Below are 14,583 nucleotides of genomic sequence, written 5' to 3'. Positions count from 1 at the left end.
CGAGCAACTTGCCACTGTCGTAACATTTCATTCGTGTTAACATAGCCTAATTAACAGCTCATCAACCCAAAATCGGCCCATGCTGAAAAAGAATCCAAGCCTACACCCACTCGCGCCATTACGATCATTAACCCAAGGACTGCATTGGTCTCACCAACGCATGTTGGCTGTCGCGAGCCAGTTATCGATGCTGGTAATAGGTATGATTATTTTAACAAATTTAATCATAACCTTAGGTGAACGCCGCTTACAGGAAGAATGGGCAACCCAAAGATATAGCGAGTTGCAAACCATAGGCACACTGATCACCGACAAGGTTGCCTTCCAGCAATTTCGTACTCAGTTATTTGCCAAGGATGAGCTGCTCAAGCAGTACCTGAAAAATCCAACGGCCTCTTCTCAACAGAAATTACAGGAAAGCTGGCAGGAGCTGGTGCAGCATATTCCCGAACTTCTCGGAATTGCCCTGTTCGATCCCCAAGGCAATTATAAGTTTGCGACACCTTCAAACTTTAGTCAGGATGCGCTTCCCGCCGCCCTGTTAGGTTCGAGCCGTAATTTAGGTGGCAAAGAAGTCTTCACCTCGCCCTTAGAGTTTGTGCCCCTTAATGGCATGCTCGAACCCTATATGTATCAAATGACTTGGCTTGAAAAACCCGATCAAAGCGCTATGGGTTATCTCATTACCTATAACTCTATGGTACAGATGCTCGAAGCAATAAAACCTGCATTTTCAAGCAATAAATCGCCCATGCTAGTGCTGGATACCCAAGGTTTGCTCTACGCTGGCGTGAGCGATCTGGCCCCCTTAACTCATATTCCCGATACCTTAGGCGCCAGTTTGCGCCAGAGTTACCCCGCGCTGTGGCGGGAAATGTCGATGAGCAACTTTGGCCAGTTCCATGGTGAAGATGCGACCTTCGTGTATCTCAAAGTCGAGTTAACCAATCAGCCAGAACTGCGCCGTGAGTATTTTTTACTCTCCTATATTCGCAATGCCGATATCGCCTCCAAATTTTCCCAGTGGCAAAACATCGTCATCATTGCCTCGCTAATCCTAACCATGCTGGCCGCATGGGTTATCCTGCTGAGTCATATGTATCGACTACAGTATCGCTCGCGTCAATATAGCATCGATGTAGCAAACGCATTATTTAACAGTGATGTAGGCTTTATTCTCGCCAATGAGCAGGCACGGATTATCAGTGCCAACCCTAAGGCGGCCGAGGCGACTCAGGTGCCGCAGGATGAGCTCACAGACCGCAGCCTACAACGTGCGCTCAACCTCGATGATCTCACCTATACCCAAATGCTAGATCAAGTACACCGACAGGGTGAATGGACGGGCAAGCTGTCGCTGGACAATGAGAATGGCTCCAGACTTAGCGTCAGTGTGCGTCAGGCGCCAAGATTAGGGCGCGGTTTGCCTCACTTGTTAGTATCCCTCGAAGATATTAGCGCTATGCTCGATTGCCAGAATCAAGCCTTCTTAAGCGAATTACTCTGCGATACCACTGTTGCCACAGCGCTAACAGACGCCAATGGTAAGCTGATAAAAATCAATCCAGTATTCGACCAGTTAATGCAGCTTAATGGCGATTTAAACCATGATTTAGCCTCACTGCTCGCTAATGATTTGGGTAACCAGTGGCAGCGGATCACCGCCCAAATCAGCATGCAGGGCCAATGGCAAGGGCAGATCCTCTGCTCGCCTAATCTGCGCCATTCCAATTGTTTACAGGCCACCTTGAAGGGCCATGTGGCTTCTGACGGTGAGATTGACTACATCATCTGCACCTTAGAGCAAGCCGCCGATAGCCTAAGAGGCACCGAGCCGCGCAGCTTTGTACCGCACCGCAGCACCATTTTGCAGCATCTCACCGATTTAGAACGCTATTTTGCTTCGCTGTCGCCCCAAAGCCGCAATCACTCAAGTTTGCTGGTGATGGATATCAACCCAGAAGGCTTACTCAGCCATATGAGTGATATCGACCAACTCGAGACACGCCAGCAGGAAGTGGAAGTGCAGCTCTTGCTCGAAATCCCAACCCATTACCAAATCCTTCACTGGCAACTAGGTAAACTGTTGTTGTTACTGCCAGATACCGATGCTACGGCGGCGCATCACTTCGCACTCAATACCATTGAAAAGCTTAACAGCAATGGCTTAGGTGAAGGGATCAGCATAGGGATAGCGAGTTATCAGGAAGGACAAAGCCTAGAGCAATACCTCAGCAATGCCGAGCTGGCGCTCAAACGGGCGAAGCAGAATAACGATCAGAATATCGGCCAGGCCTTTACTCGCCACCAGCCTTAGCGGGCGGGTTAAAGGAATCGGGCAGCTTACTTTGGGTGATCTCGATAATGGCCGAGCGGTTCATGGTGATTTTATAGCGGGCGTATTCCGGCTCTTCACGGCCATCACGCAGCACTAAAATCAGATTCACTTGATAACGACGTTCGACCGACTCGTGACTGATCTTGCCCTCAAGTTCCTTATAAATCTTGGCCTTGCCCCGCTCTAAGTAGCGGGCAAAAGGCACAAAACTAAAGTTCACTTGCTCTTGTATCGTCGAATATCCCGCCTGAAACTCGCCATGGTTTACCCGAGTAGCAATCTTATAATGCAGGACTTCGGCATCGACCTTATTTTGGCTATGCCGTTGTTTTAGAATTTCGTTAACCTTTTCAGGCAAATCCTGTTGCCGCATAAATTCGAGCCAAACTAATTGTTTAGCGATCACCGACTGACTGGTGGTATCCCTTAAGATACGGCTCCAACGCGGCCGACCACGCTGAATAAAGCGCCAGAGAGCATTACGCACATCGTCCTTAAAGATTTCACGAAATCCGTAAATGACCGCCAACGTCAGCACCAATGCGATGGTAAAGCCGCTAAAGACGCCCTGCGCCTCGATGATAAGCGCCGATACCACCAACATAACCAACGCGGTCGCAAGTCCAGTCGTAAACTTTTTAAGGCCAATGCCTAAGGGTTTTAACTCTTCTTTGAGTACCACACCTTGCTGAATTAAGCGCCGTAATAACAGCATCTTATTAGAGATTCGGTTAGGATCTTGCTTGGTCTGCGCAGAGTTGTAGTTGTTGGCGTCGCGGTAAGCGCATTCGTTGCGGCATAGGGTCAGCACCCGTTCTTGGATGTCGGCAAAATCACTGGTGCGCGTGGCATGGGCGAGCACTTTTAACAGTTGCTGCTCGCAGAACCAGGAGAGATAGTTATCGGCATTCTCGAAATAGGATTTCCATTTAGGATCGCCCGGCTCATTGCGACGAAACTTTTTCAGCAGTTGCGTCACTTGCTCGCACAGCTCATCGAGCGCCAGATAGAAGTGTTCCACATCGGCGATGCGATTGAGTTCTTTGACATCGTTTTCAACCGCGACGGCAAACTGGTAGGCAAACAGGTTTAAGTACAGCCGGAATTCTTCCACCGTGCGACGGTTCATACTGGCAAAACGTCCTTGCACCAGTGGCAAGTGCAACCCTTCGGAGTAATAAGATCGACGACCGACAATAGAGCTGTGGTAGTACTCCTCCTCATTTAAGGTGTGCGCGCCTATGCCCATTTCCTTTGGTAAAAAGAAATAGAGATCGAGCTGACGATTATCGCCCTTTTCCATCTGATGGCTGAACTTAATCGACAGGGATTCTTCTTGTTTGACACGTATCTTAAACACAACAACCTTATGATTGAGATGGAAGAGTCGGCATTAACACCATGGAAAATATAATCTAAACCGAAAGCGCGGCAAATTCACTGATTAAATTCGGCTATTGACGATTCTACAGCCACAAACGGTGTTACTCGGCTGAAACAAGACAACCGCGTAGTCTTGGTTGGCATCGCTGTCTAACACTTCAATACTGAGATTGTGTCGACCAGACTCACTAAAGTGCAAACTGCTGATGTAAGAAAGGTACTTCATGTGCTCGGGCCAATACTTTTTATCGACGTCTTCGGACTCAGTCTTGGTTTTGACCGATACATTGTAGGTCATGCGGTTTAGCTCCATGCTCTTGACCTCGCCCTGCATCAGAATCGCCCCCGCACTCGAGCCATCGAGGTTAAAGTAGCGATAATTGATCTGTGCATTGCCAGCCGAGATCAGTACATCAACCAATAGATAAAATTTACCATCGTCCACTTGCTGAGTATGGCGGTCAAAAAGCTCGGAGCTGCAATTTAAGATCACCGCCTTATTGGAGACAGATTGCAGATAAATCACCCCACAGGCCACGATAAGCGCCGAGAGTATGGTCAGATTTATCGTCCACTTGAGCCACTTAGCCACAGATCCCGACCTCCAGCAGCCAGTTTGCATCGATAAATTCCTTCGGTCGTCTAAAGTCGCTGATCTTCAAGTTACGGATCACCGATTGCCCGAGTTTGTAACCCCGCATAGTAATGTTGAGCACCTGTTTATCGTGGGAGAGCGAGGAGTACACTTCGGACCAATCACTGTGGCCGCAGCGACTCAGCCCTTGGCCCAAGCGGTCGCCTAACTCAAACAATAGGGTGTTGTTGGTTTTCGAATTGGCATACAAATGCAGCCGAATATGTTGCCCCGAGGCTAAGGGCAAATCGGTAGAGAGCAAAGGTTGAGTCGGTACGCTGTGGTCGATTCGGCTAAGATAAAAGCCTGAAATCGCGAGCATAAATCCAAAAACCAGCAACACACTCCACCAAGGTAAGGATTGCAGCCTAGGATAACGTAAGCTTTTAAACCTTTGTCCTTGGGTGCTGTGCAGCAGATAGCCCTGACCTTTGACGGTTTCAATCAGCCCCTCATATTGGGGCCCGAGGAAGGAGCGGATCATAAAGACCGCCCGCGCTAACGAAGTGTCAGTAAGAGGAGGATGCGCCCCATCGCCAGTCTTCAGCTCATGCTTGGAGACCAGTTTGCCTTGATGTTCAACCAACAGGCTCAACACTTGCAACTCGGCACGGGGAAGGTGCCAAGATTCATCACGAGCCTGTTCGACAAGTAAGCCACGCTCACGGTCAAACCAACAGCCCCCCACCTGCATAACTCAAACTCCAACCTGTAAAATCATCGAATTAAGTCTATGCAAGCCTGCTAATGATTACTGTGATCCCGTTAACCCAAGGCGGTAAATAGTTAAATTTCGTGAACCAGCCCGCAAGCGGATCGCCATAAAACAAAAATCTGCGTTAGCTCACAGCGATAAATGCCATTTGCAGCGGCTTAGCTTGGTGATAAATCCGCATAAATTTACATAAATGCCACAAATAATGTGCGTTGATGCACATTGAAATCGAACATATCCACAAAACCACTTCGCGAGCATCGGCTAAAACGATTGTTCTTCTCCCACCGCCAGCGATTTGGGGAGACCAAATATCCCCGGCCGCAAATCACACTATTTATTGCTGCAGTTTCTAGAATGATGCCATCAACCAATGGTTACTGATTGATAAATAAAAGTAATTAATAAAAGAGGATATTCATGATGAGCATTAATCGACGCCAAGCATTAACTCGCATTATCGGTATCAGCACGGCGGCTGCGGGCGCAACTTTAATGGGGACGTCAGCATTTGCGGCGACCAATGCCGACGGTCAATATCAATTAGCCCTCGGGGAAAAACTCAAATATGTGCCACTCGATGCCATGGCGACCGCAAAACTCGCCTACGAGACAGGTGGCGGCTGTATGCACCAAGTGTTTCATTCGGTTATCACTATGCTAGCGCAATCTAATAGTGCCGATGCCGATAAATTTAAAACCATCCCCACCGCTCTGGCGGGTTATGGTTTTGCCGGGGTCACAGGCCAAGGCACACTTTGCGGCAACCTCAACGCCATCGGCATGTTAGTCAACATCTTAGATGATATTAACGGCCAGAATAGCGCGGTGATTGCCAATGCCTTCCGCTATTATGAAAACACCACCTTGCCACTATCGACCCCCGAATTCGTCGCAGGTATAGGTTCAACCGCAGAAAAAACCGCGCTCGTAGGCAGCTCATCGAAGGCGATGAGCGTATTGTGCCACTCTTCTATCAGTAACTGGTCACGGGCCTCGGGCCTGCCTTTCGCCAAGAAAGGTGAGCGCTGCTATCGCCTATCTGCCTCTATGGCCTATTACTTGGTTGAACTGCTAAACCGTGCCTATCAGGGCGAGAATATTGGCGCCCTGCCCGGCAGTAAACCCTCACTCGAAGCGCAGGATTGCCAAGTCTGCCACGGCAGCACCAGCACCTTAGGTTCGGCGGCAAGTGTTAAAACCGATATGGAATGCACCACGTGCCACACTGGCCACTTCAATTAAGGAGGCAGTGATGAAATACCCATTACTCGCATTAACCCTAGGTACACTCGTCCTTGTCGGCTGTGGTAGTGACGATGATAAATCCGAGGAGGTCACACCTCCGCCGCCACCGCCGCCGGTAGAAACCACGGTGAGTATCGATGAGGCCAGCCAGATTAATCTGGCGGTAGAACAGTTTGACCCCAATACCGGCAGCTTAGTCTTCTCATTAACCGATGCTAACCAGGCGGCCATTACCGCCGCCAAGAGCTATGACATTTATTACTTTGGTTTCCCTAATAAGGATAAAGCCTCGGCCAATCCTAAGGCATGGAAGCGCTGGCATGTCACCCAAAGCTATCGTTGTCAGAGCCAAGGGGAATGTACGGGTCAGCTGACCGAAGTAAAGAATGGCCAATATCAGTTTGAAATCGCGGGTCTCGATTGGCAGCAACAAGACCCAAGCGGCGCCGTGTCCCAAATCAAGGTCGCCATTCAGATTTATGGTGCTAAAGCCAATAATGGACTGACATTAGTCCAAGTCTCACCGCAGTAATCCCATCATCGCGCCCAAAAAAAGGCATCCAATTGGATGCCTTTTCTACGTCTTAATAATGCTATTTGCTCTGGCAAGCCCACAAATGACCGCTGGGATAAAACTTGATCAGCACGTAATTGTTTAAGGGTTCCATGTCCACAATCTGCATATCAAAACTCATTCCACCCTGCTCAAATAAGGCCTTACGGGATTTTTGCACTTCCGCACGCATTAACTCCGGTACCTCGGTTTGCAACAAATCCATTTTTAAATTGGCCTGATCTAAGTTGAGCTTATAGGTCATAGTGCCAGGCGCTAAGGCGCTGACTCTTCCCTCATAAATCAAGGCGGCGATATCCTGGCCATTCTGCCCATAGCGGTAACTTAACTTGGCGTGATTAGCCGCAATCTTCACATCCAGTGCCAAACTTTGGCTGTACGTGGGAAAAGACTCCGCCTTAAAAGGCGCCTCATACAACTTGGCGCGGCAACTCAAATTTAACTGTTTGCTGTTAAACGTCATCGCATAGGCGCCCAAACCTATGCCGACTAACACCAGCACTATGGCAATCACATGCCAGAGGCGAAGTCGGCGGTTGTGGTTTTTTATCCCTGTCAGTTTAAGCACAGATCCCCACTCTTTTTAGCCATAACTCATCAATCACATCGACATTGAAGTTTTCCGACATCATTTTGATGGTTTCGAAATTTAAGCCATCGGCATCCTTATTCTTCAGCACAAGACTCACAAACCTTTGATCCGTCGAAATAGTCGCCGCAATGGATTGCCACGGAAACACCGCACAAGCCGACACTTGTTCGACAAAATGGTCGACTAAGGGCCGCATCGAATGGTCCGACGGCTGACCTGTATAGAATTGAATTTCCGAATAATGCCCATCGTGCGTCGGCAACTGCTTCGCATAATTCGGCGCAATGCTAGTGGGATGCGTGATATGAGAGCCTACCCACAACAACATAGCTAGGGTCATAAGGGTAAGCAGCATAAACTGCGGCATACTCAGTTTGAACAGAGGCGAGTTCAGCGCGGTACGTGAATGTTTTCGGGGCGTGGCGTAAAGGATATAGCCTTGATTGGCGATACTCACCAACAGATGAGCGGCGTCGTCACCGAGAAATAACCGTAAGCGGCGAATAGTACTATTGAGCAAGTCATCGGCGCGCATCGATAACTTAAGATGGGGCGTAATCGATTGCAGCAACTCCATGCGTGAGACCACTTTGCCACGCTGCGCACTCAAGAGTGAAAGCGCTTGGAATTCATCCGCACTCAATAACCAGCTACGTCCTGAGGCTGCATCGACCAGCACTTGTTCCTGTGCACTAAACCAACAAGTGCCTATTTGCATCTCGGCCCCTTTCACTATTTGATGTGGGGCCGAGTATACAATTTGAACGAAAACAGCGCAGTATTCTTAACGCCACCTAACAGAACCAGATGAATAATCTGTGAAATGCATCAATAAAACATTTAATGCTAAATACAAACGCAGTTACATTCTGTTTCGGTTGTTTTTAGAACATTGCAGCATTGATCCACATATGTACTAAAATGCTGGCGATATAGCCTAGGGCGATCACAGGTGTCCAACGTAAATGGGCGCCAAAGGTGTAAATCCCCCTCGCCTGTCCCATCAATGCCACCCCTGCCGCACTGCCGATGGACAACAAACTGCCACCAACGCCCGCGGTTAAGGTCACCAGTAACCATTGGCCTAAGGCCATCTCAGGGTTCATGGTCAACACGGCGAACATCACCGGAATATTATCGACAACCGAAGACAACAGACCGATAGCCACGTTGGCATAGGTCGCATCCCAGTGGGAATACATCGCCTCAGACACTAGGCTCAAATACCCCATAAAGCCAAGGCCGCCGACACACAACACCACACCGTAGAAGAACAGTAAGGTATCCCATTCGGCACGGGAGATCCGGCTAAACACATCGAAGGGCACCACACTGCCGAGTTGTTGTAGGCGTCGCTCATCGCGGCGTAACTCCGCCTTCGCGCGTTCACGGGCAACGGATTTATCGAAGGTCTTACGCAGGTAGTAACCGAAGAACTGTAGGAAGCCTAGACCCGTCATCATCCCAAGGACCGGCGGCATGCCGAAGAAGGAATGCGCGCATACCGCCGTCGCAATGGTCAGCAGGAATAACGCCACGATACGTTTCGCGCCAGGTTTAGTGTACACCTGCTCTTTTTCAGGCTCGGGCACATAACTTGGGATAAACACGCTCATGATGGCCGCGGGTAAGGCAAAGTTAACCAAGGCGGGAATAAACAGATGGAAGAAGTCCGCAAAGTGCACTAAGCCCTTTTGCCACACCATCAGGGTGGTGATATCGCCAAAGGGGCTAAAGGCACCGCCCGCATTCGCTGCGACCACAATGTTAATACACGCCAGTGTAATAAATTTGCGCTGACCAGCGCCCACTTTCATCACCACGGCGCACATCAAGAGCGCCGTGGTTAAGTTATCGGCCACCGGCGAGATGAAGAACGCCATAAACCCGGTCAGCCAGAACACGGTTCGCAGGCTAAACCCCCGTCCGACTAACCAACCGCGGATCGCATCGAATAAGTTACGCTCCTCCATGGCGTTGATATAAGTCATCGCCACTAAGAGGAAAAGTAATAACTCGGCGTATTCCAGTAGATTGTGCTTAAAGGCCGCCTCGGAAACCTCCGACATGCCATTTTGCACATACACAAAACCTATCATGCCCCAAATAATGCCGGCTGCGACCAATACGGGTTTGGATTTACGCAGGTGCAGCGCCTCTTCGGCCATCACCAAAATATAGGCGAGAACGAAGACGCATACGGCAATATACCCCACTGATGCAGCGGTTAAATCGAGCCGTTCTGTTCCTTCGGTCATTGCCCAAACTGCTGGTGAGAATCCGCTCAATATTGCAACGCAGAATAGGCTAGATAGCACCACTCCACTGTTTTTAAACCACTGTTGTAATTTCATCAAAGTTGATCTCTGCAAGGGAAATTAGTTCGAAAATTACCATAGCTCGGGCGGTGTAAATTTTGATAAAACGCAACTTTCTATGTATTTCCCGATAACTAAAGGCGCTTACAACATTAATTTTTGTATAACTACAGACACAACTAATAAAGAATTAACTAACTTTGTTTCAAGTTAGTCCAAAAACAGCCAATAAAAAAGCACCTCTCGGTGCTTTTTTATTGATATCAATCACATTGATTAGAACGAATAGAGCAAGGTCATATTCGTTTCGGTATCAGTGCTCTTTTTATCGTCCAGTGGCTCACTGTTGTAGCGCACAATAATCGCAAACTTCATCGCCAAGGCGCCAATGATATTGGCCGTGAGCGAGGTTTCTGAACGCGCATCCAATTTATCGCCATAGTCGGCCACAAAACGTTGCTGGAATTTTGAGGTTTCTGTGATTTCAGTTTCGAAGTTGATCACACCGTGGGCAACCACACTGTCATTCGAATCTGTGCCTTCTAACAGCGCTTGCTCTGAATCGAGGCGCTGATAGATGTAACCGGGACCGATTTCCACATCTAAAAATGTTTTGCTGGTGTCATAGAGTCTGTGACCATAACCCGCGGCCCCAGAGGCTGTATAGTCATAACCGGTAAAAGGGTCAACTTCATAGTTAGCGTTGGCAAACAGATAGCTGCGATCTGTCATTTTATAGTTACCCTGTGCGCCCGCTAAATAACGCTTAGCGGTCACTTCACCCGTATCTTCTTTATACAAACCTTCTAAAAGATATTGGTTTTCCCAGTCACCCAATTCATGTTTAAGGCTTAAGCGACCCTTATAGGATGAGGTATCGGTGTTACCTGTGGTTAAGGTTGCACCTAACTCGGCTTCGCCTGCGAATGTCCTATCGCCTTTAACAAAATCGGCTCCCGCATTCGCCATAAATGGTGCCGTCATTAATAGTGCTGCGGTCAGTACTTTCTTCATGTTTATCCGTTCCCGTTCCGTTTAATCCCCTAAAAATCATGGCAATACTAACATTTACGATTAAAAAATGAAAATTCAACGGTTTTTTGCATAAAAAAGCCCGCACTTTGGCGGGCTTTTTAGAGCAGTATTTAAGGCTTAGAGATTGATCTTAGGATCTAATGCGCCTGACTGATAAGCTTTGTACATTGCTTGTAAAGACAATGGCTTAATCTTAGAAGCTTGACCCGCACAACCGAAAGCTTCGTAGCGAACAGTACAGATGTCTGCCATCGCTTCCATAGAGGCTTTCAGGAACTTACGAGGGTCGAACTCGCTTGGATGTTCGGCCAAGTATTTACGTACCGCACCGGTAGATGCTAAGCGCAAATCGGTATCGATGTTCACTTTACGCACGCCGTGTTTGATACCTTCAACGATTTCTTCTAATGGCACGCCGTAAGTTTCAGGAATTTGACCACCGTATTGGTTGATGATCTGTAACCATTCCTGTGGCACTGAAGAAGAACCGTGCATCACTAAGTGAGTGTTAGGAATGCGGGCATGGATTTCTTTGATGCGGTCGATACGCAGTACATCACCCGTTGGTTTACGGCTGAACTTGTATGCACCGTGGCTAGTACCAATCGCAATCGCCAGCGCGTCAACATGGGTATCAGCAACGAAGCGAGCCGCTTCTTCTGGGCTGGTCAGCAGTTGGTCGTGGCTTAATACGCCTTCTGCACCCACACCGTCTTCTTCACCGGCAGTACCGGTTTCTAAGCTGCCTAAACAACCGATTTCCCCCTCTACAGACACACCACACGCGTGGGCGAATGCAACAGTTCTGCGAGTCACATCAACGTTGTACTCGTAAGAAGCTGGGGTTTTACCGTCGGCCATTAATGAACCGTCCATCATGACTGATGACATACCTAATTGGATAGAACGCTGACAGATGTCAGGATCGGTACCATGGTCTTGGTGAATACAGACAGGGATATCAGGATACTGCTCAAGTGCAGCCGTCATCAGGTATTTTAAGAATTGTGGACGCGCATATTTACGTGCACCCGCAGAGGCTTGCACGATAACTGGGCTGTCTGTAGCTTCTGCGGCCTGCATGATGGCGCGCATTTGCTCAAGGTTGTTTACGTTGAACGCTGGCACACCGTATCCATGCTCTGCCGCGTGATCGAGTAGTTGTCGTAGGGAAATTAACGCCATTTTTTAACTCCAATAATAGGGTGACTGTCACATCGACGTTAGGTCACCGAGGTCGCTATCGTTTGGATGGATTTTTATGCTCAATCACTCAAGAACAGGTTAATGCTCTTAAGAGAATGAGCGGTTTTTTATAATTTTTTATCAAGCTTTAGTGCCATCGCAGCACCCTGCCGCGATGGCGCAATACCTAACTCAATATTAGGCACCGCGTTGTTTTAGCATAGCTACAGCGGGTAACTCTTTACCTTCTAAAAACTCAAGGAAAGCGCCACCGCCAGTAGAAATGTAAGAGACTTTATCGGCGATATCATACTTGTCGACCGCCGCTAAGGTGTCACCACCGCCCGCGATAGAGAAGGCTTTAGAATCAGCGATAGCTTGTGCGATACGCTTAGTGCCTTCACCGAATTGGTCGAATTCGAACACGCCCACAGGGCCGTTCCATACGATAGTGCCAGCAGACTCGATGATTTTCGCTAAGGCTTCGGCGCTGTCGGGACCGATGTCGAAAATCATGTCGCTATCGGCTACTTCGTTGACCGCTTTTAAGGTCGCAGCAGCTGTAGGGCTAAACTCACCCGCAACAACTACATCGGTAGGCACAGGAATGTCGCCACCGCGGCTTTGGGCGTTTGCCACTAAGCGCTTAGCTTCATCAATTAAATCCGCTTCGTATAAGGATTTACCTACATTGTGGCCCGCCGCAGCGATAAAGGTGTTGGCGATACCACCGCCAACGACTAACTGGTCCACAATACCAGATAAGCTTTCTAATACGGTCAGCTTAGTCGACACTTTAGAACCGCCAACGATGGCCACTAATGGGCGCGCTGGGTTGTCTAAGGCTTTGCCTAACGCTTCTAATTCTTGCGCTAATAATGGACCAGCACAGGCGATAGGAGCGTGTAAGCCAACACCATTGGTTGACGCTTCTGCGCGGTGAGCGGTGCCGAAGGCATCCATCACATACACATCACATAAGGCTGCCATTTTCTTTGACAGGGCTTCGTCGTTTTTCTTCTCGCCTTTGTTAAAGCGAACGTTTTCAAACACAACCACTTCGCCTACCGCGACTTCAACGCCGTCTAAATAGTCGGTCGCTAAACGGACGGTGCAAGACAGAGCTTTAGCCAAGTAATCGACCACAGGTTGCATGGAGAATTCGCTGTTGTATTCACCTTCGGTTGGACGACCTAAGTGAGACATCACCATTACCGCTGCGCCTTTGGCAAGGGCTAATTCGATAGTGGGAAGAGAGGCGCGAAGACGTGCATCACTAGTGACGACGCCGTTGCTGACTGGCACATTGAGATCTTCACGAATAAGCACTCGCTTACCTTGGAGATCTAAATCTGACATATTGATAATTGCCATGGTAACGCTTCCTTTTATAATCAAAAAAACAAACTGGTTTTGCATCAATCGGTTAGCTTAGATAGCTACTCGGCACTCGACATCCCGTCGAATTGGCCACTAGGCTTAACCCATTGGTATAAATTCTTATCTTCAGCTTTGTTTAGCTGCAATCATCGCCAAACTGGTATCTAGCATACGATTTGCAAAGCCCCACTCGTTATCGCACCACAGCAACAGTTTAACCAACTGCCCTGCGCTCACCCGAGTTTGGGTGCCATCGACAATACTTGAGCGCGGATCATGGTTAAAATCACAGGATACGAGCGGCTCATCAGTATAGCCTAAGATACCGTTAAATCGTCCATTGGCGGCCAATTCTAACACTTGATTGACGGTCGCAATATCCACTGTTTTATCTAATGTTACCGAAAGATCGATAGCGGTAACGTTGATCGTGGGAACGCGCACCGAAATCGCCTCAAACTTGTCTTTCATGTGCGGCAAAATTCGCTCGATGCCGCGTGCAAGTTTAGTGTCGACTGGGATGATAGACTGGCCCGCAGCTCGGGTGCGGCGTAAGTCATCATGATAAGCATCAATCACTTGCTGATCGTTCATCGCCGAATGGATAGTGGTAATCGCGCCACTTTTCACACCAAAGTGTTTATCCAGTACATCGATAACGGGCACGATACAGTTGGTCGTACAAGAGGCGTTGGAGACCACGGTATGCTCGGCGCGCAGTAAGTCTTGGTTCACACCGTAAACGATAGTGCCATCAACATCGGCAGAAGAAGGGTGACTGATTAAGACCTGTTTGGCGCCTGCGTGGATATGGGCCTCGCAGCTGTTGCGATCTAAGATGGCGCCAGTCGCTTCATAGACGATATCGATATCCATCTCGTGCCAAGGCAACTTAGCAGGATCCGGTTCATGGAGAATTTTGATGACGTCATCGCCGATCAGCATCTGATCATCGACTAATTTGACTCTGGGCTGAAACCGACCGTGGGTAGTGTCGTACTGGGTCAGGTGAACAATGGCTTCGGGCTTAGCCAACTCGTTGATTGCGACAATTTGTATTTGCTGACGTTTTCCGGACTCATATAAAGCGCGAAGAATTGAGCGGCCAATACGACCATAACCATTGATTGCGACTCGGATCATTGAGGTCTTTATTTCCTCTTAACAATACTGCATATACA

The 14,583-nt window shown here is 48.6% G+C and carries 13 protein-coding genes; 3 read left to right on the top strand and 10 right to left on the bottom strand.

What is annotated here, in order from left to right:
- Nucleotides 1–79: 79 nt before the first annotated feature.
- On the top strand, nt 80–2,317 hold the full coding sequence (locus SHEWMR4_RS04090; protein WP_011621581.1) for a PAS domain-containing protein: 2,238 nt from the start codon (nt 80–82) through the stop codon (nt 2,315–2,317).
- Here SHEWMR4_RS04090 and SHEWMR4_RS04085 read toward each other — a convergent pair.
- The 3 genes from SHEWMR4_RS04085 to SHEWMR4_RS04075 all read right to left on the bottom strand — a co-directional run bounded on the left by SHEWMR4_RS04085 (nt 2,298) and on the right by SHEWMR4_RS04075 (nt 5,049).
- On the bottom strand, nt 2,298–3,698 hold the full coding sequence (locus tag SHEWMR4_RS04085; protein WP_011621580.1) for a hypothetical protein: 1,401 nt from the start codon (nt 3,696–3,698) through the stop codon (nt 2,298–2,300). The genes SHEWMR4_RS04090 and SHEWMR4_RS04085 overlap by 20 nt on opposite strands.
- An 84-nt stretch (nt 3,699–3,782) precedes the next feature.
- On the bottom strand, nt 3,783–4,313 hold the full coding sequence (locus SHEWMR4_RS04080) for a hypothetical protein (protein ID WP_011621579.1): 531 nt from the start codon (nt 4,311–4,313) through the stop codon (nt 3,783–3,785).
- A complete protein-coding gene (locus SHEWMR4_RS04075; protein ID WP_011621578.1) occupies nt 4,306–5,049 on the bottom strand; it encodes a winged helix-turn-helix domain-containing protein in 744 nt (247 codons plus the stop codon). Before SHEWMR4_RS04075 ends, SHEWMR4_RS04080 begins: the two co-directional genes overlap by 8 nt.
- A gap of 444 nt (nt 5,050–5,493) precedes the next feature.
- Here SHEWMR4_RS04075 and SHEWMR4_RS04070 point away from each other — a divergent pair, with 444 nt between their 5' ends.
- Both SHEWMR4_RS04070 and SHEWMR4_RS04065 read left to right on the top strand, forming a co-directional pair.
- A complete protein-coding gene (locus tag SHEWMR4_RS04070) occupies nt 5,494–6,315 on the top strand; it encodes a hypothetical protein (RefSeq protein WP_041408969.1) in 822 nt (273 codons plus the stop codon).
- Nucleotides 6,316–6,325: 10 nt separating this feature from the next.
- Nucleotides 6,326–6,850: a hypothetical protein gene (locus tag SHEWMR4_RS04065; protein ID WP_011621576.1), complete on the top strand. Its 525-nt coding sequence runs from the start codon at nt 6,326–6,328 to the stop codon at nt 6,848–6,850.
- Nucleotides 6,851–6,911: 61 nt separating this feature from the next.
- Here SHEWMR4_RS04065 and SHEWMR4_RS04060 read toward each other — a convergent pair whose 3' ends face one another.
- The 7 genes from SHEWMR4_RS04060 to epd all read right to left on the bottom strand — a co-directional run bounded on the left by SHEWMR4_RS04060 (nt 6,912) and on the right by epd (nt 14,545).
- Nucleotides 6,912–7,460: a hypothetical protein gene (locus tag SHEWMR4_RS04060; protein WP_011621575.1), complete on the bottom strand. Its 549-nt coding sequence runs from the start codon at nt 7,458–7,460 to the stop codon at nt 6,912–6,914.
- Nucleotides 7,453–8,202, bottom strand: a complete 750-nt coding sequence (locus SHEWMR4_RS04055; protein WP_011621574.1) for a winged helix-turn-helix domain-containing protein — start codon at nt 8,200–8,202, stop codon at nt 7,453–7,455. Before SHEWMR4_RS04055 ends, SHEWMR4_RS04060 begins: the two co-directional genes overlap by 8 nt.
- Nucleotides 8,203–8,368: 166 nt before the next feature.
- Nucleotides 8,369–9,838, bottom strand: a complete 1,470-nt coding sequence (nhaD, locus tag SHEWMR4_RS04050) for a sodium:proton antiporter NhaD (protein WP_011621573.1) — start codon at nt 9,836–9,838, stop codon at nt 8,369–8,371.
- 240 nt (nt 9,839–10,078) lie between these two features.
- Nucleotides 10,079–10,816, bottom strand: coding sequence for a YdiY family protein (locus SHEWMR4_RS04045; protein ID WP_011621572.1), 738 nt, complete (start codon nt 10,814–10,816; stop codon nt 10,079–10,081).
- A gap of 138 nt (nt 10,817–10,954) precedes the next feature.
- Entirely contained in the window at nt 10,955–12,022 is a 1,068-nt protein-coding gene (gene fba, locus SHEWMR4_RS04040; protein WP_011621571.1) for a class II fructose-bisphosphate aldolase, read from the bottom strand.
- A 198-nt stretch (nt 12,023–12,220) separates the two neighbouring features.
- The gene (locus SHEWMR4_RS04035) at nt 12,221–13,396 is read right to left on the bottom strand and encodes a phosphoglycerate kinase (RefSeq protein WP_011621570.1); all 1,176 of its coding nucleotides are present in this window, start codon (nt 13,394–13,396) and stop codon (nt 12,221–12,223) included.
- 132 nt (nt 13,397–13,528) lie between these two features.
- Nucleotides 13,529–14,545, bottom strand: a complete 1,017-nt coding sequence (epd, locus tag SHEWMR4_RS04030; protein WP_011621569.1) for an erythrose-4-phosphate dehydrogenase — start codon at nt 14,543–14,545, stop codon at nt 13,529–13,531.
- Nucleotides 14,546–14,583: the final 38 nt, after the last annotated feature.

The sequence above is a fragment of the Shewanella sp. MR-4 genome, from assembly GCF_000014685.1.
In the GTDB taxonomy this organism is placed as follows: domain Bacteria; phylum Pseudomonadota; class Gammaproteobacteria; order Enterobacterales; family Shewanellaceae; genus Shewanella.
The sequence above is the reverse complement of the archived record's forward strand: the minus strand, read 5'-3'. Positions and strand labels throughout refer to the sequence as shown.

What these genes read in the sequence shown, in the direction of transcription:
- SHEWMR4_RS04065 (WP_011621576.1), top strand. Translation starts at nt 6,326, where the DNA reads ATGAAATACCCATTACTCGCATTAACCCTAGGTACACTCGTCCTTGTC.
- nhaD (WP_011621573.1), bottom strand. Translation starts at nt 9,838, where the DNA reads ATGAAATTACAACAGTGGTTTAAAAACAGTGGAGTGGTGCTATCTAGC.
- SHEWMR4_RS04045 (WP_011621572.1), bottom strand. Translation starts at nt 10,816, where the DNA reads ATGAAGAAAGTACTGACCGCAGCACTATTAATGACGGCACCATTTATG.
- SHEWMR4_RS04090 (WP_011621581.1), top strand. Translation starts at nt 80, where the DNA reads ATGCTGAAAAAGAATCCAAGCCTACACCCACTCGCGCCATTACGATCA.
- fba (WP_011621571.1), bottom strand. Translation starts at nt 12,022, where the DNA reads ATGGCGTTAATTTCCCTACGACAACTACTCGATCACGCGGCAGAGCAT.
- SHEWMR4_RS04075 (WP_011621578.1), bottom strand. Translation starts at nt 5,049, where the DNA reads ATGCAGGTGGGGGGCTGTTGGTTTGACCGTGAGCGTGGCTTACTTGTC.
- SHEWMR4_RS04070 (WP_041408969.1), top strand. Translation starts at nt 5,494, where the DNA reads ATGAGCATTAATCGACGCCAAGCATTAACTCGCATTATCGGTATCAGC.
- SHEWMR4_RS04035 (WP_011621570.1), bottom strand. Translation starts at nt 13,396, where the DNA reads ATGGCAATTATCAATATGTCAGATTTAGATCTCCAAGGTAAGCGAGTG.
- SHEWMR4_RS04055 (WP_011621574.1), bottom strand. Translation starts at nt 8,202, where the DNA reads ATGCAAATAGGCACTTGTTGGTTTAGTGCACAGGAACAAGTGCTGGTC.
- epd (WP_011621569.1), bottom strand. Translation starts at nt 14,545, where the DNA reads ATGATCCGAGTCGCAATCAATGGTTATGGTCGTATTGGCCGCTCAATT.